The organism is Marinobacter koreensis (assembly GCF_023156285.1).
In the GTDB taxonomy this organism is placed as follows: Bacteria; Pseudomonadota; Gammaproteobacteria; order Pseudomonadales; family Oleiphilaceae; genus Marinobacter; species Marinobacter koreensis.
Genome location: NZ_JAKZAJ010000001.1, coordinates 305,481 through 327,699, shown reverse-complemented (window position 1 = coordinate 327,699; position 22,219 = coordinate 305,481). Strand labels below are relative to the sequence as shown.

Below are 22,219 nucleotides of genomic sequence, written 5' to 3'. Positions count from 1 at the left end.
GAACTTACCTCAACAAAAATAAGGACATGCCATGGCTTTTGCAGACGTAAACGGTCAACGCCTCTACTACGAAGATACCGGCGGTAGCGGCCCGGCCCTTGTGTTTTCCCACGGGCTGATGATGGACCATGAAATGTTCGCGCCGCAGGTGGAGGCCTTCCGAGACCGTTATCGCTGCATCGTCTGGGATGAGCGGGGACACGGGCAGACTGCGGTCGAAGCCCCCTCTCCGTTCTCCTACTATGACTCGGCCGACGATCTGGCCGCGCTCCTTGATCATCTGGGTGTCGAAAAAGCCATACTCGCCGGCATGTCCCAGGGTGGCTTTCTCTCGCTGCGATGCGCCCTGACCCACCCGGACAAGGTCCAGGGCCTGATTCTTCTGGATACCCAGGCTGGCAAGGAACTGGAAGAGAAAATCCCCGCCTATCAGGCGCTGATTGGCACCTTCATGGAACACGGACTGACACCGGAAATCGGAACCACCATTGCCCAGATCATTCTGGGCAGCGATTTCGAGGATGCCGACTACTGGAAGTCCAAATGGAAAAGCATGTCCGCCGCGAACGTGGGCAATAACTTCCAGACACTGGCTGGCCGGGATGACGTCACGGAACGCCTGCCGGAGATCCGGTGCCCGGCCCTGGTCGTTCATGGCGAGGCCGACATCGCCATCCCGATGGAACGGGCGGAGATTCTGGCCAACGGATTGCCCGATGCGACACTCGTGACGGTCCCCGGAGCAGGCCACGCCGCCAACCTGTCCCATCCGCGGCCAGTCAATGCTGCCATTTCCGAGTTCCTGGACAGGGTGGCATCGGCGAGTTGAAAACCAGTTACTTCCGACGGCGTTTCAACATTGCCAGCAAACCCGGCCGGCTCATCATGGCCTTGCTGGCAGTGGCCGCACTGGGCGGTGCCTATTATCTGATGCATGAGGGCCTGAACCAGTTGTCTCAGGCCCGTCAGCTCGAGCGCCTGCCAGAAACGCCGATCGGGGCCCTGGCCGAAGGCCCCTATGCGATTGCCGGCAAGGTCAGTGACCGATCCAGCACGGTCACAACGCCCTACTCGACCCAAAAGGCCGTTTACGTCCGCTACAAGCTCGAAGAGGAATACCGGGATTCGGATGGGGATCGCCACGTTCGTACACTGGATTCCGGCGAATGGGGCGGGCCTTTTGTCCTCGAAGACGACAGCGGATCGGTTTCAATCGACACGGACTTTCCCGAATCCGGTATCGAGTGGCACCTGAAGCGATCATACTACCGGGAGGTTGGCGACCGGATGTACTCGGAGTGGGCACTGGTTCCGGGTGATCACGCTCGGGTTGTCGGACGTTATCAGCCGACAGACCGGGAGTTTGTGTTCCGCGACCTGTCCCGATTCAGCCTGCCACCCATGGTGTCCAGCCAATCGCTGGAGGTGGACGGGGGCGACCGACTGTTCAGTGCTGCCATCCGCATTTCCATTGCCACCGGTCTGCTCGCACTGGGACTGGCCCTGACACTGACCGCCCTGAATATCCACCGGTTCTGGATCTATGTCATCACCCTCTCAGTGGTCGTCACCGGTGGGCTCTCCACTCTGGGCATCGCCCGGCTCAACGCGGAATGGTCCGCCATAGCCTCGCTGTACGAAACACGCTTCGACGCACTGGAATCGTCCCGACAGAATCCCCTGCTATTGGCCGACGTCGCGGCTCTGGAGCAACTGATCCGGCGCAGCACCAGCGGCTGGCTCGATCAGTGGATGTTCCAGCGCGTTGTTGAAAACCGCCTGCCCGTTCCACCACTCGATGACAATACTGCAGCAATGGCACAGCAGATCGTCGAACGACAACCCCACGGGCACTACCAGCATAGCTGGATCAGCTGGGCCCTGACCCTGGCCAGCTTTATTCTTGCGATTGCCCTGCTCTACCTGGCAATCCGGGCCGTCCAGTTCAAACGCCTGATGGAAGCGGTCCCTACCAGCAGCACCCGGGGCCTGAGTTTCGGGCTTTCGGAACTCAAGGGCATGGTCGATACCGACGATGCGTTTCCACCGTTGAGGGACCCGCTGACCGACCAGAAATGCATTGCCTTCGACTACAAGGTGGAGGAACGACGTGGATCCGGTAAAGACGAAAAGTGGCACACCATTGAGCACACCTCAGAATGCGTGCCCTTCTGGCTGGAAGATTCCGAGGGCCAGGTTCTGATCCAGCCTGAAGGCGCTGACATCGAATACCCCCGTATCCATTCGGAAACCCGCGGTGACCGGCGATACACCGTGCGCTTCCTCGATACCCTGATCAACGTCTATTGCATCGGGTTTGCCGGTCTGGATCGGGACAGACCCGACCACCTGACGATCCAGCAGGACGATGGCACTCCCTTCCTGATCAGCGCCAACAAGGAAGACGACATTATCCTGGACCGGGGCGCCCGGGGATTCGTTGGCGTTGCCCTCAGCCTGGGACTCTTCCTCTTTGCCGCAACGGCCCTGATGGCATCGGATGGCAATTTCAGTCCGGATAACCTCATTCTGTCTGCCCTGACCGTACCGGTTGTACTGTGCCTGTACATTGGCATCCTCCACTACAACGACATTATCTTCCTGAAAAACCGTGTTGAGCGGGCCCGTGCCAACATCGATACCATCCTGCAGCAACGGCACGATCTGTGGCCCAACCTGGAAAAGGCGGTAAAAGGCTATCTTGCCCACGAGAAAAAATTGCTGGAGGCCATCGGCAGACTCCGCTCAGCAGATCCGTCAGCCCTTGGTGCCCAGGGCAAAACAGACCAACTGATCGGTTTCGAGCAGCAGGTAACCGCGGCACTTCAGGCCAGAATCGAGAACTATCCGGACTTGAAGGGCAACACGGTGGTTCAACAGTTCATGGCGATGATGGCGGAAACGGAGAACTACCTCGCACTGCTCAGAAACAGCTACACCGAGAGTGCGAAGATCTACAACACCCGGATACAGTCGCTGCCGGATATCATCCTTGCCAAACTGTTCCGGTTCAAAAGTGCGCCCCCGGGCCTGGGGGCGCGGATATCGAGAGATTGATCGACCAGGGAGGACGGATTAATCCGTGAGTCCCAGGTTCTTGGCGTCCTGCTCGATGCATTTCTCAAGCAGCGCCAGGTACTCTGCCTTGGCCTTCACCTTGGTTTGCTTGTGCGCCCGCAGATCCAGCGTGCGGAAATGCTGGGCAATCTGGTTTGCCCGTTCCACCAACTGTTCAGGAGCCACTGTTTCATCAAGGAATCCGGCCGTCACGGCATCCTTCGGGCTGAAGATCTCAGCGTTTACGACCGACCGATAGAAATGGGACGGGGTCAGGCGATGGCGGGCGATCTCGATGCCTGCGTGGTGCATGGTCATCCCGATGGCTACCTCATTCAGGCCCAGCTTGAAACTGCCTTCAACGCCCACACGGTAATCCACGGAGAGAAGAATGAATGCGCCTTTGGCGATCGCATGACCACTACAGGCACCGATGACCGGCAGCGGGAAACCAGCGAGGCGATGTGCCAGAGTGGATCCCACCTTGACCAGGGTTGCCGCCTCCTTTGGACCTTTCTGCATTTCCTTCAGATCGTACCCGCCCGAGAAGATGCCCGGCTGACCGGTCAGGATGACCACCGCCTTGTCCTGCTCCGCGCGGTCAAGAGCGCCGTTAAGAGCCTCAAACACCTCGTGGCTCAGTGCATTGGCCTTGCCATTGCTGAGGGTTATCGTGGCTACACCGTCATTCAGTTCGTACGTCACAAGTTCTGTCACCGGGCTCTCCTTTCGGCTTCCGCTCAATAAAGTGAGTGTTTGTTAACTTATTGAAGAGAGATTGTCGGCGACCTTCCGACGAGATTCAATCCCGAAGCCGGTTTGATGTGTGATTTTCAAACACCCACAAAAAAGGTCGTCCCGTGGGACGACCTTTTCATTCCTGAACGAAGTATCAGGCAGACTGGCGACGACGAGCCATGGCGAGACCCAGCACTCCAAGCCCCAGAAGGCCAAGGGTGCCCGGCTCAGGTACGGCAACATTTACATCATCGAGGAGATTACCGATGGTGCTGGTATTCGTGGTAGTGAACGTCAGCCTGGTCGACTCTGAGAAGGCTGCAAAGGTGGTGCTGAATACTTTCCACTCTCCTACGACGTGATCACTCATCAACCAGTTCAAGGCATCACCGCCTGTGCCCTGATCGGAAATCGAAACGTTAAAGCTCTCGTCGTTGCTCTGGCGGGCACGATAGGCAAAGCTCAAACCGTAGGTTTGCCCAACGGTGGTAGCAAAGTCCTGGTAAATACCAAAAAGGCTGTTCGAGGACGGGTGGGCGTTCAGCTCAGCCAGCTGTTCACCTTCATAGGCCGCTACGCCATTCAGATCGTTCCAGATTTCAATGTTCGTGTTATTTACGGTCTCCCAACCGTCAACATCCGCAGAGCTGAAGTAGTTCCAAGTGCCAGCTGCAACGTCCGGATTCTCGAACCCACCGTTCACAATCAGGTTGGCAGAGGCGGGAGCGGCGACCGCGAGCGAGAAGCCCAGGGCACCGAGTGCTGCGATACGAGTGATAAACGACATGGGATACTTCCTTTTCCAGCGACGAATTGCTAACTGTCGCTTACAACTGCAACCTCAGTACCACCGCTCCTTTTCGCTTTGATAATCAGAATGTTAAGTGAAAGCACCTCACCCTCACGTTTTGATGCTGTAAATTAACCTGACATGCCTGTTCATCGGACTTTACAGTTTTTACCCGCCCAGTTACTCACAGAATCTGTGGATAACTGTGTGGGTAGAGACAGGAAATCCCGACCCAGAGCGCTTGAAACGGGTCTTTCCGGGATATGACGGAAAAGTGACCGAACTACTCCCGTTCGATCAGCCGGGCCCGCAGTCTGGGTAGATGAGAGGGGTAATGTTTCTGGACATAGGTCACCAATCCCTCTCGCACAGCACAGCGCAGGTCCCAGTTCCTGCTGGAGTCGGGCGCACTCATCAGGAACCGGATCTGCATAGCCTGGTCGCTGGAATCCGTCACCTGGACCGTCGCAACCTTTCCGTCCCACTGATCGGATTCATCCAGTATGCGTTCGAACTCCTCTCTCAATGGTTGCACCGGCATCGTGTAATCCACCCAGATAAAGACGGTTCCGAGAAGGTCGGCACTCTTTCGGGACCAGTTCTGGAAGGGGTTCTCGATAAACCATTGCAGCGGCACCACAAGACGCCGCAGGTCCCAGACCCGCAGCACAACATACGTCGCCGTGACTTCTTCCACCCAACACCACTCCCCCTGGACGTAAAGTACATCGTCAATGCGGAATGGCTGGGTCAGCGCAATCTGCATACCTGCGAGCAGATTGCTCAGTACCGGTCGGGCCGCAAAGCCCAGAATGATACCGCCCACACCGGCCGAGGCGAGCACACTCGCCCCGACCTGGCGGACCGATTCGAACGTCATCAGGGCAGCGCCGAAACCGATAATCATAATCAGGATATTGAGACAGCGAACGAGGAACCGGGTCTGGGTTTCGACCTTCCTGGCGCGTTGCCACTGGCCCTCCAGCACCGGATTCAGGGTAACAATCACCTCTCCAATCGCCGAGGTGAGTCTGACAGCCGCCCAGGTCATCGCCAGAATCAGCAACAGTGTGTTGGTCTGGCGGATGCCGGAGAGCAGAGGAAGGTCGTCCGGCGCAGCACTGAGAGCGCCGCTGAGTGCCAGCAGACACAACACCGCTCCAAGCGCCCGCGCCGACGCATCCAGGAACAATCTTGGAACCGTGCGGGATTCGGTAAAGTGCCGGAACAACGCAAGGGTCAGTCGATAAACCACATAGGTAGCCACCACAGCCAACAAGGCTGACAGACCAGGCAGCCACCAGGCTTCAATAGCCTTCTCCAGTGATTCCATCATTGCGCCTCTCCGCTTCCTGAACCGGTCCCTTTCAAACTAGCGCATAGATGTTCCCGACGACAGGGCCAGGACACGGCTACAAAGCAGTTCAACAGACGGTTCGACGCTGAGAGAAGGACAGCGTTGGTACAACCCCGTCGCGAGTGTGCAGGTTGAGCGAGTGCAATAGGGTTGCGCCAACCGATAGCGAGACTAGCAAATGCGCGGCAGCTGTTCCCCGGAGAGTCGATCGACGATCCGGGTGCCGCCAATTAGGCTTTCTGCGGTTACCTGACCAGCCCGCCCCTCCTGAAAGCGGCCGATCTCGACCGCCGCTTTACTCACTCTATGGCACCGGAGTATAGCGAGCGCCCGATCGACGTCCTCCGGCGCGACAACCGCCATAAAGCGGCCTTCGTTGGCGACATGCAAAGGGTCCAGCCCCAAAAGCTCACAGACAGCGGAAACGTCCTCGCGCACCGGGATATCCGCTTCCTGTATCCGGGCAGCCAGGCCCGCGGTTTCAGCGACTTCCACCAGCCCACTGGCCAGACCGCCCCGGGTCAGGTCCCGAAGGCAACGGACGGCGATGCCTTCATGGAGCAGCGCCAGGACCGGAGAGGCAATGGACGCGCAGTCGCTCTCAATCGCCGATTCCAGGTCCAGTTTCTCCCGCGCAGCCATCACCGCAATGCCATGACGACCGATATCACCGCTGAGCAGCACTCGATCCCCTGACCGTACCTGACCGGGTTCAACTGGATCCGCCGCAACGATTCGCCCCACGCCGGCCGTGTTGATATAGAGCCCATCGGCCTTACCACGCTCCACGACTTTCAGGTCACCGGTAACGATCCGAACCCCCGCTTTCCGGGCAGCGCTGGCCATGGAATCGATAACCTGCCGGAGGGTGGTCAGCGGCAAGCCTTCCTCCAGGATAAACCCCGCACTCAGGTACTGCGGCTCGGCGCCACACATAGCCAGATCGTTGACCGTGCCGTGGACGGCCATGGCTCCGATATCGGAGCCCGGGAAAAACAACGGCCTGACCACATAGGAATCGGTGGTGAAGGCCATGGCTCCGGCCATATCCAACACGGCACCGTCGTGCTGGCGCTCCAGCCAGGGATTATCAAAGGCCGGGCGAAAGAGGCTATCCAGCAACCGCGCCGTCGCCCGCCCTCCGCCACCATGGGCCATGGTCACGACGTCCTGACCGTCGACGGTCACCGGACAGTGGATATCACTCATCGGACGGGCCTCCAGCGTGCCGGCGATAACGGTAATAGGCAGCGCAGGCCCCCTCCTCGGACACCATGGTCACCCCCAAAGGCTGCTCAGGGGTGCAGCGGGTGCCAAAGGCCGGGCACTGGTCGGGCCGGATTTCGCCCCGTAACACCGCACCACTGGCGCACTCACCGACAACCTCTTCCCGGTCGCTCACCTCACCGAAGCGGGCTTCGGCGTCAAAGGTCCGGTACTCCGGGGAAAGCCCAAGGCCGCTCTCGGGAATACCACCCATTCCTCGCCACTGTCGGGGAACCACCTGGAATACCGTCTCCATCACCTGCTGGGCCAGCTGATTGCCGGGGCGGCGCACCGCCCGGCTGTACTGATTCTCGACACGATGCTCCCCCTGCTCCAGCTGGCTGATGCAGCGATAGACCCCTTCCAGGATATCCAGTGGTTCGAAACCGGTCACCACGATCGGCACCCGGTATTGATCGGCAATCGGCTCGTATTCCCCGTAGCCGGTAACCGTGCAGACATGCCCGGCGGCCAGAAAACCCTGAATCCGGTTGCCCGGACGCTCAAGCAGAGCACGGATCGCCGGGGGAACCAGAACTTGCGAGACCAGTACCGAGAAATTCACAAGCCCTTCCCGCTCGGCCTGGTAGACGGCCATGGCGTTGGCCGGGGCGGTGGTCTCGAAGCCAACCGCGAAGAAAACCACCTCGCAATCCGGGTGTTCGCGAGCAACCGCGAGCGCCTCCAGCGGCGAATAGACCACCCGGACATCGGCGCCCCGGGCGCGGGCGGCGGCAAGGTCCGATTGTGTTCCGGGTACGCGCAACATATCTCCGAAGGTGCAGAGGACGACGCCCGGTGTGGCGGCAATTTCCAGAGCCTTGTCGATGTAATCAATCGGGGTCACACACACCGGACAACCAGGCCCATGGATCAGGGTGATTTCTTCCGGCAAGAGTTGGTCAATGCCGAAGCGAACAATGGCGTTGGTCTGTCCGCCGCACACTTCCATCAACGTCCAGGGGCGCGTGGTAATGCGGGTGATCGCCTCGGCATAGGCCCGGGCAGCTTCTGGCGTACGATACTCGTCTCGGTATTTCATGGCTCCAGCATGTCCAGATACTCGAAAACCCGTTCGGCCTCGCGGGCATCCACGATCGTGATCGCGAAACCGACGTGCACCAATACGTAGTCGTCGGGCCGGACCTCCGGAACGTAGGCCAGATTAACCGACTTGACCACACCGCCGAAATCCACCCGCCCCTGCCGGGTGAGTGGATCATCGCCTTCAATACTGATCACGCGTCCCGGTACGGCCAGGCACATGTCGCCTCTCCCTTCTGGTTCAATCGGGCAGCCCAGGCGAGCTGCCCCAGAGCCAGGCCACCATCGTTGATCGGCACCTGACATGACCAGAACACCCGAAAGCCCTCGTCTTGCAGGTTCCGTATGGCCGAGTCCAGCAGGTAACTGTTCTGAAAGCACCCGCCCCCAAGGACAATATGGGATAACTGGAACTGCTTCGCGACGCGGATAATGAGGTCCACCAGACCGGCATGGAAGGCCGTGGCAATGTCTGATACCGAAGCGCCACGGGCAATGTCCGCCAGCACCCCTTCTATCGCCGGCTCCCAGTCCACCTGCCAAGGGCAGTCGGTGTCCGGAGCTGACAGGCCGAATCGGTAGCGCTGCGGCGTTCCCTCACGATCGATACTGGCTTCCAGCTCTGCCGCCGCCTGGCCTTCGTAACTGGCCTTCTGACAGATTCCTGCAAGTGCCGCCACGGCGTCAAATAACCGGCCAACACTGGAGGTTTGAGGAGCGTTGACGCCCGCCTTGAGCGCCTGCACCAGCAATCTCCTCTCCGCCCGGGCAAAATCACTCACCGGAGGCAACGACTCCCACTCGATCAGGCCCTCGCCCTTCAACGCATGTAACAGCCCAATGGCTGAACGCCGTGGCTCCCGCATCGCCGCTTCGCCACCGGGCAGGCGAAACGGCCTCATGTGTGCCAGACGCTGGTAGCCCCGGGAGTCCAGCCGCAGGAATTCTCCGCCCCAGAGCGTGTCGTCGTCGCCAAAGCCACTGCCATCCCAGGCCACGCCCAGTACCGGCTCATTGAGCCCATGTTCGGCGATGACCGCCGCAACGTGAGCCACGTGGTGCTGAACCGCGCAATGTGTCGATCCGAACGCCAGGGCCCGGCCGGTGGTGAAGTAATCCGGATGACGGTCATGTGCCCAACACTGTGGCCGTGTAGCAAACAGTGTTTGCAGACTGTCCACCGTGCGATCAAATCCATCCCGCCCCAAAGCGCTGTCCATATCTCCCAGATGCGGGCTCAATACCACGCCACTGTCAGTGCTCAGCGCCACGGTGGTTTTCAGGTGGCCACCGGCCGCCCCCCAGCCTGGTGATGCCCGGAAAGGCAGGGCCAGATTCGGCGAGTAGCCACGCGCCCGGCGGAGCAACTGCAGATGCCCAGCCGTTACGCGGGCGACGGAATCATCCAGAGGCCGCACGATCGGCCGGTCGTGTATCAGAAAACCATCGGCGATATCGCCGAGGCGTGCCCGCGCATCCTCGTTGTCGTACGCGATCGGTTCTCCGTTCCGGTTGCCGCTCGTGGCGACAACCGGAAACCCGAGTTCGCCGAGCAACAGCTCATGCAGTGGGGTAGAAGGCAGCATCACGCCCAGCTCTGACAGGCGTGGGGCCAGATTGTCAGCCAGACCATGGCTGCGCATTCGCAACAACACAATCGGCCGCTCCTGGCCAGTGAGCAATTGACGCTCTGCCGACGAAACGCGCCGGATCCGTTGCAGCGCTTCCAGGGAGCCGAACATCACCGCCAGGGGCTTGTCGGGCCGCTGTTTTCTCACCCGTAAAGTCTGAACCGCCCTGGCATTGCGGGCGTCCACCAGAAGCTGATAACCACCCAGCCCCTTGAGCGCAAGAATTTTGCCCGCCGACAGAGCCTCAACCGCCTCCGCCAATGCAGCCTCATCCTGCGTAACGACGTCACCGTCAGGTCCGCAGAAGGAAAGACGCGGGCCGCAATCGGGACACGCCGTCGCCTCGGCATGAAAGCGACGGCTGGCAGGGTCCTGGTACTCAGCGAGACATCGACGGCACATCTGAAAGTGCCTCATCGCGGTATTCGCCCGATCGTAGGGCAATGCCTCCATCAGGCTGAACCGGGGACCGCAGTCCGTGCAATTGATGAAGGGATAGCGATAGCGCCGGTTATCAGGGTCCTTCAGTTCCTGCAAACAGTGCGGACACGGTGCCCAGTCTGCAGGTAACTGCACCGCAGTCTCGCCTCGAGTCTGGCTTTCCCGGATACTGAACGCCCGGAACGCCCCGCTTCGGACCACGGGGACCGCACGAATATCGTCAACACGGGCGTTGGCTGGCGCCTGATGCCTCAGCGCGGAGATCAGCCGCTCAAGTAACAGGGGAGCGCCTTCCGCCTCGATTTCCACCCCCTCCGGTGAGTTTCCAACCCATCCGGACAGCCCCAACTCCGTTGCCTGACGATAGACAAAGGGGCGGAAACCCACGCCCTGAACAACACCACGAACGCTGATCCGCCAGCGATTCAGGAACGGCTCGGCAGTATTTGCCTGAGTCACGGAAGCCCCTCGTCGTCCGTCTCCAGTTCCAGACTCTGCAACAGGACATCCTGGGCGTTGGGATCATGAATGTCGGCCGAAGCCTCGATCCGTAAACGGGCATGTTCGGCGCAGGTATCCGCCGCTTCCTGCACAAAGTGCTCGGTGAAGTGGTCCGGAGACATGTGGCAAAGCGCCCCCAACCAGACCGAAACCTCGACAACGCGCCCGGCTTTTTCTTCAGCGCAGATGTTCTGAAGCTTATGGATCAGGTTTTTGACCAGCGCAGTTTCATGCATGCCCACCCTCCTGCGTAATGGCATCAAGTAGAGCCTCGGCAACCCGGGGAATCGCCGCATCCACGGCTGCCGAGAGCCCTTCACCCGCTTCAAACGTGGCAGCCTCCACCGCGAACACACGGCAGACCGGAGGCAGCGTATCCAGCGCCCGAGCCAGCTCAACCGCTTCGGACAGTCCCAACGCGTGGGAGGAGTAGTTCCCACCCAGCGATGGCAGGGGTTTGGTGCGCGCATCGAAATCCCGGACACTGCCAGGCTCGAGCCCCATGACTGCAGCGTCGACCAGATACACCGCTTCGGCCCCTTCCAGACAGTCCATCAATCCCGACACTTCGCCGCTGTGTTCAACGGCACTGACGGACTCCGGCAAGCGATCCTGAAGCGCCTGAACCACCAGAGGCCCAAGTGCGTCATCCCCACGATCCCGGTTGCCAACACCGATTATCCTGACAGGCCTGAGCGGTTCATTCATGGCGAACATCCAGCTTCAGAAAATGAGTGGCACAGGAAATACAGGGGTCGTAATTCCGGATCGTCTGCTCACAGCGTTCGCGCAACGCATCGGCGGGCAAATCGAGCCAGTTGCCCACCATTTCCTTCAGATCGGCCTCGATGCTGGGCTGATTCTGCGATGTGGGAGGCACGATCTGGGCCTCCTGGATCTGGCCCTCTGCATTCAACCGATAGCGGTGGAACAACAGCCCCCTTGGTGCCTCGGTGCACCCGAACCCTTCCGAGGCCCTCGGCTGATGGGCGACGAAGGGCTGGACGGGTTCTTCATAGGCTTCGATCAGGCGCAGCGCTTCATCGCAGGCGTACAGCACTTCAATGCTGCGGACCACGATACTCTGGAAGGGGTTGGCGCAGGTGGGCCCCAGGCCCGCGTCGTTGGCGGCTTCCCGTGCCAGAGGGGAAAGCTGGTCAAAATTGAGGCTGTAGCGCGCCAGAGGGCCGACCAGGTAGCAGTCGTGCTCTCTCAAGTGCGAATGCAACGCCGTCGAACGCTGGACGTGGGACTCCACGAAGTGCTGATTGTAGTCCTCAACAGCGATATCCAGACCACGATTGGAGATGATTCGCCCAGCATTCATGGGGTACTCATCTGGATGGTGCAGCGCCACCAGGTGGTAGTCACGTTCGGCTTCCGGGATGTCCAGGCCAGCCGTCCAGCGTACCGTTGCCAATGCATCTTCACGAGCCTGTTTCAGGGTTTCCGCGAGGGGCGCCAGTTCCTTCCGGGTCGGGGTCCGATAGAACCCACCCACCCGGACATTGATGGGATGAATTTCCCGGCCACCTACCAGTGCCATGATGGCGTTCCCGGCTTTCTTCAGGGCCAGGCCCCGCTTGACGACATCGGGGTAATCCCTGGCCATATCCACCGCTCCGGCGTAGCCGAGAAAATCCGGTGCATGGAGCATGTAGATGTGTAGGGCATGGCTTTCAATCCATTCACCGCAATACAGCAGCCGACGCAATGCCCGGAGCGGTCCGTCCACCTCAATACCCAGTGCGTTTTCCATCGCGTTGACCGAGCTCATCTGGTAGGCGACCGGGCAGATACCGCAGATGCGGGCGGTGACATCCGGAGCCTCCGAATAATCCCGTCCGCGCAGCAGCCCCTCGAAAAAGCGCGGCGGTTCGAAAATCCGCAATTCGGCGTTACTGACCCGACCATCCCGAATCGTCACACTGAGGGCCCCCTCACCCTCCACTCTCGCCAGGTAATTCACCTTGATGGTCTTACGACTCATGACGCTTACTCTCCTCACGGAACGGCTCGGCCCAGGCATTAAAGGTCCGATAAAAGCGCAGGCGTTCCGACCGGTTCATACCCAGCTGATCCAGGCGTTCGCTCAGAGCCGCCGCATTGGGATTTTCCTTGGGGCCATAGCAACCATAGCAGCCGCGATTGTAGGATGGGCACAGGGCGTTGCAGCCGCTGTGGGTCACCGGCCCCAGGCAAGGTGTGCTATGAGCGACCGTCACGCAGACATTGCCCTTGAGCTTGCAATCAAGGCAAACGCTGTGTGCGGGTGTGACCGGGCGCCGGCCGCGCAAAAACGCGGAAACAACCTCCAGCAACTGTGTCTTGCTGATCGGACAGCCGCGCAGTTCAAAGTCTACCGCTACGTGATCGGAAATGGGCGTGGATGAGGACAGGGTTTCAATGTATTCAGGATGGGCATAGACGGCTGCGATGAACTCGTCGATGTCGGCGAAGTTACGCAACGCCTGGATTCCACCGGCCGTTGCACAGGCGCCGATCGTGACCAGGGTTCGTGAGCGCCGGCGCACCTCCTGGATACGTTCGGCATCGTGGGCGGTGGTGATCGAGCCCTCTACCAGTGACAAATCATAGGTACCCCGAATCTGGCTGCGGGTGGCTTCCGGGAAATAGGCAATTTCCAGGGCGTCAGCAACGCGCAGAAGCTCGTCCTCACAATCCAGCAGGCTCAGCTGGCAGCCATCGCACGAGGCAAATTTCCAGACCGCCAACCGGGGCTTGTGATCCGCAGCAGCCATATCAGAACTCCTTGAGACTCAGCAGCCCGCGAAGCCGATCGAACGACAGTACCGGGCCGTCCTTGCAGACAAACGTCGAACCGAACTGGCAGTGGCCGCAGTGTCCCAGTGCACATTTCATGTTCCGTTCCATGGACAGGTAAATTGATTGATCATCAACACCGGCATCGCGCAGCGCGCTCGCAGTAAACCGCATCATGATTTCCGGACCGCAGACCATGGCCACGGTATCTTCCGGGTCGAATGCGAGTGTTGGCACCAGCGCAGGAACGACGCCGACCTTGCCAATCCAATCGCTGCCCGCGTGATCCACCGTGATGTGAACATCAAAATCGGGCAGCCGGTTCCAGGCGTCCAACTGCTCACGAAAGAGAATGTCGTCCGGGCTACGCGTTCCATAGAGCAACACAACGCGACCGTATCGCTCCCGGTTATTCAGTACGTGGTATATCGCCGGCCTTAGCGGTGCCAGCCCCAACCCACCGGCGATGATCAGCAGATCCGAGCCTTCCGCGGCGGCCAGCGGCCATCCGGTTCCAAAAGGGCCTCGCAACCCCACGGTTGCCATCGGCCTCAACGTGGCCAGCTGTCTGGATGCCGGGCCCACGGCACGCACCGTATGCACCAGGCGATCGGTCTGGCCGGGATCGCCGCTGAGGCTGATGGGGATTTCACCGACGCCAAAGACATACAGCATATTGAACTGCCCCGGTGCAAAGGCCCCTTTACTTGCTTGCCCGGGCTCCAGCTCCAGCGTCCAGGTTGTCTCGAGTTCCTGCTTTCGCCTCAGAACCCGGACCGGCTCAGGCATCCACGCATCCGGTGAATTCACGGTTGCTGCTCCGGCGCGCCATACACATCCAGAATCTGCATCTGCGTTGCGTTGAGCCGGCTGGTGAGGATCGGAAGTAACCGCTTCAGTACGGCGTAACCCAGGGCCGGGTCATCGTCGCATTTTTTCCGCAAGCAGTGGGCATCCATCGCAATGGCCCTGGTCAGACTCATGGCACGAGCGTCGGAAGCCCAGTGGTAGGGCGGCAACACCCAGGAGATTCCCACTACATCACCATCATGGAGCGTCTGGAAGCTCACTGGCGATTTCCCGGGCACCGCCAGCTCAAGCGCCACTTGCCCATGGCGAATAAGATACAGGTAATCGGCGTTCTCGCCCTGGTGGAACAGGTATTCCCCCGGATCAAAGCGGACATTTCGCGCGCACCCGCACATCAGGTCGCAAAATTCGCTGTCCAGACCCTGAAAGAACGGATGTTCACATACGAGCTGGGCGATGCTTTTCATGTCTGTTCTCCTGGCGAGCTATCGCCCTGAATGGCACGCACTTCCTCGGTAAGATCGATGCCTACGGGGCACCAGGTGATGCATCGGCCACAGCCCACGCAGCCCGACGTGCCAAACTGATCCACCCAGGTGGCCAGCTTGTGAGTCATCCACTGACGGTAACGGGACCGGGTCGAGTTGCGCACACTCCCGCCATGGATGTAGGAAAAATCGGCATTGAAACAGGAATCCCAACGCCGGCTGCTTTCCGCGGTCACGCCCTCAAGATCGGAGGTGTCTTCCATAGTGGTGCAAAAACACGTTGGGCAAACCATGGTGCAGTTGGCGCAACTCAGACATCGCTCGGCAACGTCGTCCCACCGCGCATGTTCCAGGTTGTCCATCAACAGGGCCGGTATGTCGGTTTTCGGCATACTGCGGCCCATATTTCGGCGAGTTCGTTCAACCACGTCCCGGGCTGCTGAAAAATGGGCATCGGTGGCCAACTCTCCGGGCAATTCGGACAGGATCTCGGCGCCCTCTGCTGAGCCTGACTGAATCAGGAAATGGTGGGTGTCACTGTCCAGCAATTCGGTCAGTACCAGATCGTATCCGCTTTTAACATCCGGCCCCGTGTTCATCGAATCGCAAAAGCAGGTACCGCCCGCCTCGGAACAATTCAGCGCGACCAGAAAGGCCTGCTCGCGGCGCCGACGATAGTGCGGATCGGCATGGTTGTCTTCCATTAAAACCCGATCCTGAATGGTGATCGCCGCAAGTTCGCACGCCCGCACGCCAATAAATGCGTAACGGGGTGCTTCATCCCGGACCGGCTCAAAGTGTAGACGGTCCTCATTAACAACCGTTGCCTGCCACAGTCCAACCCGGGGCGGATGCAGAAATTGCTTCCAGCTATGCGGCCCCACCGCATAGCCAAACAGGGCCTGATCGTTGCGACGCTTGAGCCGGTAGTGGCCGCCGTCCTGCTCATCGGTCCACCCGGCGGGAAGCTCTTCAACCCGGGAGAGCTCGTCATACACGATGGCCTGGTCGCGAACTCTTGGCCCCACCACCTGATACCCTCGCCTGGCCAATGCATCCAGCAGACATTGCAGGCCATCCAGAGAGATGACTGAAGAAACTCCGTGATCGTCCATGCCCGAACCTGCTATTGATGGCGATAAAGCTATCGCGCGTCCAACCGTTGCCTGACACAAGCTTTAGCTCAGTGGGCATGTCTGTCAATGCCGGAACGCCCTGAGCAGACGCCGCAAAAAATCCGAAGCGCTCTTGCCCGGCAGCGCGGCCAGTGTCAAGATTCCCGGAATTATCAGCAATTTATGCCTTACAAGGAGACTGTCATGGGAAGCAAACTGATCGGGCTGGTATTGCTTGTGGTGGGTATCGGCCTGCTCTATTTCGGGTACCAGGCCAGTCAATCCGTTGGCAATCAGCTGACCGAAACGCTGACCGGTCGTTTTACCGACGAAACCATGTGGTACCTGATCGGCGGAGCGGCGGCGGCCGTAGCCGGCGCCTTCCTCACCTTCGTCAAGAAATAATGCGAGTCAGGCCAGGCTCTGGAAGGCTTCTTTCACATGGGTTGCCAGGGCGTCATTCAGGGGATTGGAACCGCGGCGGACCAACGCAAGGCGGTATGAACCAATCTCCGGAAGGTGTTCACTGACAACCTGTTTCAACGGTGCCCGTACAAGGCTCTCAGGGAAAGGCGCGACGGCCAGGTCCGCCATCATGGCGGCCTCCTGCCCTGAGCAATGTTCGCAGGTGTAGGCAATCCGGTAAGGCACGCCGGCCCGATCCAGGGCTCTCAGCGTCATCCGCCGCCAGGCACAGCCCTCGTGTGCCAGGGCAAGCGGAAGAGGTGAGCGCTGAAACGCAGACGATTCCTCACGCCCCGCCCACACCAGCGGCTCCTGGTGAACGATTTCGCCCCGCACCTCCCTGGCCTCATCGGCAACCGTCACCAGGACCATATCCAGCTTACCGGCATCGAGGCGGGCAATGTTCTGCTTACTGGAGCCAACGACAACGTTCACCAACACTGCCGGATACGACCGTGCGAACTGCGCCAGGACCTCGGGCAGAATCCGGGTGCCCACATCGTCGGAGGTACCGATACCCACACGGCCCTCAAGCTCCGGAGCGATGAAATGCTGCACGGCCTCTTCATTCAGACGCAATAGCCGACGGGCGTAGTCCAGCAGGATTTCGCCTTCGGTGGTGAGCGTGACCTGACGAGGCTCCCGGACAAACAAGGTCTTACCGAGATTTCGTTCCAGCTGCTTGATCTGCATGCTCAGCGCGGACGGCGTTCTGTGAACCACCCGGGCAGCTTCAGTAAAAGTCCCACACTCCGAAATCGCCACAAAGCTTCGGAGCACGTCATTGTCCAGTAACGGCAAGTTCACGCGATTCAGTTCCTATAAACAGCTATTGGCATGAACCAGTTTAAGCAAAACTGAAGGCATAGTTAAATTCTTTTCGTTTGCCTGAAGGCAATATCAAGCCCACCATATACGTGTGGCAAACCGCTGGAACCCGTTCGGCTTCCGGCGGTGCTGGTTGACATGTACCGGTAAACAGAGCAAAGACAGGTGACGACAATGCCAGGCATCCGAAGCAACCCCCAGAAACAGGCATCAGGGCTTCTTTCTTCCTGGGTGACAAGTTACTCGCGTCGTCAGCAGTTCCGGAGAATGGCGAAATCCCTGCTCGCCGAGAAAGATGACATCCTCGCCGACCTGGGATATGAGCGCCGCGATCTCCAGGGTGCGTTGAAACTGCCACTGCGCAGTGACGCCGTAGAATACCTCGAAACCCATCGCTTCAAGTAAGACGATGCCGGAGGGGCTTCCCTCCGGCATTCCCCCTCAAAAATCACAGTATTCCCGGACTGTAAAATCGTCTATCGTTAGCGAAACGTCCCCGGAATCCGCTCGTGACTGAACAACCTGCTGAATTGGCCGAAGACAGTTCGGTGTACAAGACACTCCTCGAATCAACCAGGGCGATACCCTGGAAAATTGACTGGAAAACCCTGCAATTTGCCTACATCGGGCCACAAATCGAACCTCTTTTGGGATGGACTCCGGAGAGCTGGATCAGCGTGGACGACTGGGCTACCCGGATGCACCCGGAGGATCGTGACTGGGTCGTCAACTTCTGCGTGTCACAGTCCGAATCCGGCATCGACCACGAGGCAGACTACCGGGCACTGCATAAAGACGGGCACTACGTGTGGATTCGCGACGTGGTCCACGTGGTCCGCAATGAGGAAGGCGAGGTCGAAGCGCTGGTCGGTTTCATGTTCGACATCAGCGAACGCAAAAAGACGGAACATGAACTGGCAACCCTGCAGAAAAAGCTGGAGGAATATTCATTCAAGGACGGTCTGACCGGAATCGCCAACCGGCGCATGTTCGACACCGTCATGGAGGAAACCTGGAACCACGCCCTCCGGCACCGACATCCGCTCTCAGTCATCCTTCTCGATATCGACAAATTCAAACAATACAACGATTTGCATGGCCACCTGCAGGGCGATGAGTGCCTGAAGCAGGTGGCCACCCTTCTGGAGTCCGCAGCCAAACGCGCCAGAGACTTCGTTGCGCGGTTCGGAGGTGAGGAGTTCGTGATCATCCTGCCGGAGTCCGACAACGAAGCCGCGCAAAAAGTTGCCGAACGCTGCCAGAAACTCCTGTTCCGGGAACAGATACCGCATGGTGGCTCCGAGGCCGGTCAGTGTGTGACAGTCAGCATGGGCATCGGCACGGTCATCCCGACCCGCGACCAGACCATCAATGAGTTTTTGTCAGTGGTCGACGAGCGCCTTTACCAGGCCAAACACGCCGGCCGAAACCGGATCGTGGCGGCGTAGTATTTGCCTAACCGAAGTAGTCCTGCATCCAATCGAAAAGGGTCTGGGTGCTTACCTCAGGCAGGGGCATCTGCTGGAATTCCTCACCCACCTCATCCTTGATGGTCACAAACTGGTAAAGCAGATATCCAGGTCGCTCATCGTGTAGGATGAGCGTTATGCGCCGGCGGGTTCGCAGGCAGTCAATGGTCATGACATCGGCGGGTATCCCGGCATCACGCATGCCGCGGCGCACTTCCACGACCGGATTGATGTGTTCATGGGTCGCCTGGATGCGGGCGTGGGCGTCACTTGCCATGTCGGAAAGTGCTTTCAGGGGATCTTCGGACATTGGAGGCTTCCCTGGCTGGACTGTCGTTGGCGCCCGATACTAGCAAAAATCCCGGGCTGATGAATCAGACCCTTCACAACCACGAACGGAACCATGTTGAAAATCTCCAACACCGTCGAACTGGCGGACTGGGAAATCCAGATCACCCAAACTCGCGCCCAGGGCGCCGGGGGCCAGAACGTCAACAAGGTGGCCTCGGCGGTCCACCTCCGTTTTGACATCCTGCATTCCACGCTGCCACCGTTTTACAAGGAACGACTGATGGCGTTGTCGGACCAACGCATCAGCAAAGACGGCATCGTGGTTATCAAGGCCCAGTCATTCCGGACGCTGGAGCTGAACCGGGACGATGCGCTTCAACGCCTCAAGGAGCTGATTCAGAGTGCCGTAAAGCAACAGAAGGCCCGCCGTGCCACGCGACCCACCCGCGCCTCGCAGCGGCGTCGGGTCGACCGGAAAACCCAGAAAGGGAAAACGAAGGCACTTCGAGGCAAAGTGCAGCTCTGACCGGAGTGCGCCGGTCACTCGTCCGGCGGATCCTCGGTAAACGCGCTTCGATGGAAGGCAATGGCCTCTTCCACCGCCTCCATCCCACAAATTCTGGGCTCCGGAACGTCGCCTCCGGCGAGAACATCCAGTACAGAGCGCACTCCCTGAGCCAGAGACTCGGTGTTATACCCACCTTCAAGTACAAAGGCCGTTCGCCCCTGGCACAGGCGATCAGCCAACGACTGAATAATGTTCGTAAGCGCGGCAAAGCCTTCGAAGGATACATTCAAAGCCAGGTCATACCAGTGGGCATCAAACCCTGCCGAGACAAGAATCAGATCCGGTTTGAAATACTCGGCGGCGGGCACCAGGATTTCGTTGAAAGCCCTCAGGTAGGCCACATCACCAGCACCTCCCGGCATCGGCACATTCACCGTTGTGCCCTCACCGAGCCCGGCGCCAACATCCTGCAGACTGCCACTGCCTGGGTAAAAGGGCGACGCACGATGAATATCGAAAAACAGGACATCGGGGTCCGCCCAGAAGATATCCTGGGTACCGTTGCCATGGTGGGCATCCCAATCAACAATCAGAACCCGATCACAACCAAGTTCCGCAAGGGCATGAGCCGCCGCAACGGCAACATTATTGAACAGACAGAACCCCCTGGCTCGCACCGGTTCTGCATGGTGGCCAGGAGGCCGAACCAGCGCAAAGGCGCTGTCGGTACTGCCGGAAATCACCGCTTCCACCGCGGCAATGGTCGTCCCGGCCGCAACCTCCGCCGCCTCCACACTGCCGGGAGAAACAGCCGTCGTATCTACATCAAGCCAGGCGTTCTTGTCGCGCAGTGCAAACACGTCATCCAGGTAAGAGGTTGTATGAACACGGGCAAGCTGCTCCCGGGTTGCAGCCTTGCCGGCGGAAAAACGAACCCCATCAACCGGCTCCCGGTTGAGTAAATCCAGGATGGCGTGGATTCGCCCCGGATGTTCCGGGTATTTCCATTGAACATTCAGGCCTGCCAGTATCCCCCGAACGCGCTTGTCGAGGCGTCCGGGGAGAAAAGCGGCATTCACATCGGGAGAATGGTTGAGTACCCGCTCATCGTAAAAGACGGTGACATCCCTGCGATTTGCCACAGCACACTCCACGGTTCGGAATACGGGACGCGTGACGTCTTGTGAATCCAGGCCACGACGCTACTGTTCAAAGGATAGTCAAAGAAGCCAATCCCCGACACCAGGCATCGAAAGGTGCCGTTCAGGGCGTTGTCTGTTTCGTCGGCATCACCAGCATTTCCTGGACATTGACATTGCGCGGCTGGGCAAACGCATAGACCAGTGCCCGGCCAATGTCCTCCGCTTCCAGCGCTTCAAGACTGTCACGGCGCTCCTTCATCTTGTCTTCCGGCACGTTGTAGCCCCAGTGGGTATACACGGCACCTGGCTCAATGAGGGACACCCGGATACCTTCCGGCCCCAACTCCTTGCGCAGGGCATCGTGGAAACCGACCACGGCGAACTTGGTGGCGTTATACACCGACCACCCTGCCAGACCATAGCGGCCTCCCACGCTCGACACACTGCTGATCATCGCTCCTTCACGGCCGCGAAGCAGAGGAATTGCCAGCTGGGTGCAATTGAGGACCCCATAGAGATTGGCATCAATGGTTTTCTGCCATTCTTCCTGGGTGCTATTCTCGAACGCATTGCTGTAGCCCACACCCGCGTTATTGAACAGCAGGTCCAGACCACCAAACCGGGACCTGACCGTTTCGAACAACCGAACCACGGCGTCGCGATCTCCGACATCGACCGCCTGCACCGTGGCACGGTCTCCAAGCTCTGCAGCCAGCGCCTCGAGTTTATCGGCACTGCGGGCCACCAGAACCACATTCACCCCTTCAGCAGCCAGCTGCCGGGCAGCGGCCATACCGATACCACTGGATGCGCCAGTGATGACGGCGACTTTGTCTTTCAAGGGATTGAGTTCCATAGGACCTCCTGACAATCAGAACATTTAGACCTTTGACACTAGCATACGGAAGAACGGCGCTGACTCACGGATTCCCCTAAAGTATTATGCACCCTATCTAATTCTGGTCGTATGACTGGCCAAATCCCACAACAACCGAGGAATCAACAATGATCTGGACCGTTTATCTTTCTGGCGAAATTCACACCGACTGGCGCGAACAGATTCAGGCCGGTGCCGAAGCCGCGGGCCTGCCCGTGGAATTTACCGCGCCGGTCACCGACCACGATGCCAGCGACGCCGCCGGTGATGTTCTGGGCAAACCGGACGTACCCTTCTGGCGGGACCACCAGTCCTCCAAGGTCAACGGCATCCGTACCAAGACCCTGCTGGAGCAGTGTGACCTGGCGGTGATTCGCTTCGGGGATAAATACAAGCAGTGGAATGCGGCCTTCGACGCAGGCTTCTGCGCCGCCATGGGCACGCCCTACATCACGCTGCACGGCGACGACATCGTTCACCCGCTCAAGGAAGTCGATGCTTCCGCCATGGCCTGGGCGCAAACGCCTGAGCAGGTGGTTGAGGTATTGAAGTACGTCACGACCGCCAAATAGGCGGCCTGACGCTGGAAAGAGGCCGGCGGTCTCGAAGCTCTCGCC

At 59.3% G+C, this 22,219-nt stretch carries 25 protein-coding genes; 7 read left to right on the top strand and 18 right to left on the bottom strand.

The window, feature by feature from the left end; translation table 11 throughout:
* The first annotated feature begins 31 nt into the window (after window positions 1–31).
* Together MLD04_RS01610 and MLD04_RS01605 are read left to right on the top strand one after the other, a co-directional pair.
* Entirely contained in the window at window positions 32–829 is a 798-nt protein-coding gene (locus MLD04_RS01610; RefSeq protein ID WP_248154122.1) for an alpha/beta fold hydrolase, read from the top strand.
* On the top strand, window positions 826–3,057 hold the full coding sequence (locus MLD04_RS01605) for a LemA family protein (RefSeq protein ID WP_248154120.1): 2,232 nt from the start codon (window positions 826–828) through the stop codon (window positions 3,055–3,057). The genes MLD04_RS01610 and MLD04_RS01605 overlap by 4 nt, the downstream gene beginning before the upstream one ends.
* 18 nt (window positions 3,058–3,075) lie before the next feature.
* Here MLD04_RS01605 and MLD04_RS01600 read toward each other — a convergent pair whose 3' ends face one another.
* From MLD04_RS01600 to MLD04_RS01535, 14 genes are all read right to left on the bottom strand, one after another.
* Window positions 3,076–3,774, bottom strand: coding sequence for a crotonase/enoyl-CoA hydratase family protein (locus MLD04_RS01600; RefSeq protein ID WP_248154118.1), 699 nt, complete (start codon window positions 3,772–3,774; stop codon window positions 3,076–3,078).
* 175 nt (window positions 3,775–3,949) lie between these two features.
* Window positions 3,950–4,582: a PEP-CTERM sorting domain-containing protein gene (locus MLD04_RS01595; RefSeq protein ID WP_248154116.1), complete on the bottom strand. Its 633-nt coding sequence runs from the start codon at window positions 4,580–4,582 to the stop codon at window positions 3,950–3,952.
* Window positions 4,583–4,868: 286 nt separating this feature from the next.
* Window positions 4,869–5,921, bottom strand: coding sequence for a mechanosensitive ion channel family protein (locus MLD04_RS01590; protein WP_248154114.1), 1,053 nt, complete (start codon window positions 5,919–5,921; stop codon window positions 4,869–4,871).
* 192 nt (window positions 5,922–6,113) lie between these two features.
* Window positions 6,114–7,151 (bottom strand): hydrogenase expression/formation protein HypE, encoded by a 1,038-nt coding sequence (gene hypE / locus MLD04_RS01585; protein ID WP_248154112.1) that lies wholly within the window; start codon window positions 7,149–7,151, stop codon window positions 6,114–6,116.
* On the bottom strand, window positions 7,144–8,250 hold the full coding sequence (gene hypD / locus MLD04_RS01580; protein ID WP_248154110.1) for a hydrogenase formation protein HypD: 1,107 nt from the start codon (window positions 8,248–8,250) through the stop codon (window positions 7,144–7,146). The genes hypE and hypD overlap by 8 nt, the downstream gene beginning before the upstream one ends.
* Window positions 8,247–8,474 carry a HypC/HybG/HupF family hydrogenase formation chaperone gene (locus MLD04_RS01575; RefSeq protein WP_248154108.1) on the bottom strand — a complete coding sequence of 76 codons (228 nt, stop codon included), beginning with the start codon at window positions 8,472–8,474 and terminating at the stop codon, window positions 8,247–8,249. Before MLD04_RS01575 ends, hypD begins: the two co-directional genes overlap by 4 nt.
* Window positions 8,447–10,783: a carbamoyltransferase HypF gene (gene hypF, locus MLD04_RS01570; RefSeq protein WP_248154106.1), complete on the bottom strand. Its 2,337-nt coding sequence runs from the start codon at window positions 10,781–10,783 to the stop codon at window positions 8,447–8,449. The genes MLD04_RS01575 and hypF overlap by 28 nt, the downstream gene beginning before the upstream one ends.
* Complete coding sequence (locus tag MLD04_RS01565) at window positions 10,780–11,061, bottom strand: hydrogenase/urease maturation nickel metallochaperone HypA (protein ID WP_248154104.1); 282 nt, start codon at window positions 11,059–11,061, stop codon at window positions 10,780–10,782. Before MLD04_RS01565 ends, hypF begins: the two co-directional genes overlap by 4 nt.
* Entirely contained in the window at window positions 11,054–11,533 is a 480-nt protein-coding gene (locus MLD04_RS01560) for a hydrogenase maturation protease (RefSeq protein ID WP_248154102.1), read from the bottom strand. The genes MLD04_RS01565 and MLD04_RS01560 overlap by 8 nt, the downstream gene beginning before the upstream one ends.
* Complete coding sequence (locus MLD04_RS01555) at window positions 11,526–12,815, bottom strand: Ni/Fe hydrogenase subunit alpha (protein WP_248154100.1); 1,290 nt, start codon at window positions 12,813–12,815, stop codon at window positions 11,526–11,528. Before MLD04_RS01555 ends, MLD04_RS01560 begins: the two co-directional genes overlap by 8 nt.
* Window positions 12,805–13,587, bottom strand: coding sequence for an NADH-quinone oxidoreductase subunit B family protein (locus tag MLD04_RS01550; RefSeq protein WP_248154097.1), 783 nt, complete (start codon window positions 13,585–13,587; stop codon window positions 12,805–12,807). Before MLD04_RS01550 ends, MLD04_RS01555 begins: the two co-directional genes overlap by 11 nt.
* Window position 13,588: 1 nt before the next feature.
* Window positions 13,589–14,419 carry an FAD/NAD(P)-binding protein gene (locus MLD04_RS01545; RefSeq protein ID WP_248154095.1) on the bottom strand — a complete coding sequence of 277 codons (831 nt, stop codon included), beginning with the start codon at window positions 14,417–14,419 and terminating at the stop codon, window positions 13,589–13,591.
* Window positions 14,416–14,886: a cyclic nucleotide-binding domain-containing protein gene (locus MLD04_RS01540; protein ID WP_248154093.1), complete on the bottom strand. Its 471-nt coding sequence runs from the start codon at window positions 14,884–14,886 to the stop codon at window positions 14,416–14,418. The genes MLD04_RS01545 and MLD04_RS01540 overlap by 4 nt, the downstream gene beginning before the upstream one ends.
* The gene (locus tag MLD04_RS01535; RefSeq protein ID WP_248154090.1) at window positions 14,883–16,022 is read right to left on the bottom strand and encodes a 4Fe-4S dicluster domain-containing protein; all 1,140 of its coding nucleotides are present in this window, start codon (window positions 16,020–16,022) and stop codon (window positions 14,883–14,885) included. Before MLD04_RS01535 ends, MLD04_RS01540 begins: the two co-directional genes overlap by 4 nt.
* 204 nt (window positions 16,023–16,226) lie before the next feature.
* Here MLD04_RS01535 and MLD04_RS01530 point away from each other — a divergent pair, with 204 nt between their 5' ends.
* Window positions 16,227–16,427 carry a DUF3185 family protein gene (locus tag MLD04_RS01530; protein WP_248154088.1) on the top strand — a complete coding sequence of 67 codons (201 nt, stop codon included), beginning with the start codon at window positions 16,227–16,229 and terminating at the stop codon, window positions 16,425–16,427.
* A 6-nt stretch (window positions 16,428–16,433) separates the two neighbouring features.
* On the opposite strand, the gene MLD04_RS01525 is transcribed toward MLD04_RS01530, so the two are convergent.
* Window positions 16,434–17,294: a LysR substrate-binding domain-containing protein gene (locus MLD04_RS01525; protein ID WP_248154085.1), complete on the bottom strand. Its 861-nt coding sequence runs from the start codon at window positions 17,292–17,294 to the stop codon at window positions 16,434–16,436.
* Between the two features lie 195 nt (window positions 17,295–17,489).
* Between MLD04_RS01525 and MLD04_RS01520 the strand changes: the two genes are divergently transcribed.
* Window positions 17,490–17,720 (top strand): hypothetical protein, encoded by a 231-nt coding sequence (locus tag MLD04_RS01520; protein WP_051067780.1) that lies wholly within the window; start codon window positions 17,490–17,492, stop codon window positions 17,718–17,720.
* Window positions 17,721–17,824: 104 nt separating this feature from the next.
* Window positions 17,825–18,763: a GGDEF domain-containing protein gene (locus tag MLD04_RS01515; RefSeq protein ID WP_248154082.1), complete on the top strand. Its 939-nt coding sequence runs from the start codon at window positions 17,825–17,827 to the stop codon at window positions 18,761–18,763.
* A gap of 7 nt (window positions 18,764–18,770) precedes the next feature.
* On the opposite strand, the gene MLD04_RS01510 is transcribed toward MLD04_RS01515, so the two are convergent.
* Window positions 18,771–19,094: a hypothetical protein gene (locus MLD04_RS01510; RefSeq protein ID WP_248154080.1), complete on the bottom strand. Its 324-nt coding sequence runs from the start codon at window positions 19,092–19,094 to the stop codon at window positions 18,771–18,773.
* A 93-nt stretch (window positions 19,095–19,187) separates the two neighbouring features.
* Between MLD04_RS01510 and arfB the strand changes: the two genes are divergently transcribed.
* Window positions 19,188–19,601 (top strand): alternative ribosome rescue aminoacyl-tRNA hydrolase ArfB, encoded by a 414-nt coding sequence (gene arfB / locus MLD04_RS01505; protein ID WP_248154078.1) that lies wholly within the window; start codon window positions 19,188–19,190, stop codon window positions 19,599–19,601.
* A gap of 14 nt (window positions 19,602–19,615) precedes the next feature.
* On the opposite strand, the gene MLD04_RS01500 is transcribed toward arfB, so the two are convergent.
* Together MLD04_RS01500 and MLD04_RS01495 are read right to left on the bottom strand one after the other, a co-directional pair.
* Entirely contained in the window at window positions 19,616–20,725 is a 1,110-nt protein-coding gene (locus MLD04_RS01500; protein WP_248154075.1) for a histone deacetylase family protein, read from the bottom strand.
* 121 nt (window positions 20,726–20,846) lie between these two features.
* Window positions 20,847–21,581 carry an SDR family oxidoreductase gene (locus MLD04_RS01495; RefSeq protein ID WP_248154072.1) on the bottom strand — a complete coding sequence of 245 codons (735 nt, stop codon included), beginning with the start codon at window positions 21,579–21,581 and terminating at the stop codon, window positions 20,847–20,849.
* A gap of 149 nt (window positions 21,582–21,730) precedes the next feature.
* On the opposite strand from MLD04_RS01495, the gene MLD04_RS01490 reads away from it, so the two are divergent.
* Window positions 21,731–22,174: a YtoQ family protein gene (locus tag MLD04_RS01490; protein WP_248154070.1), complete on the top strand. Its 444-nt coding sequence runs from the start codon at window positions 21,731–21,733 to the stop codon at window positions 22,172–22,174.
* The last annotated feature ends 45 nt before the right edge of the window (window positions 22,175–22,219 follow it).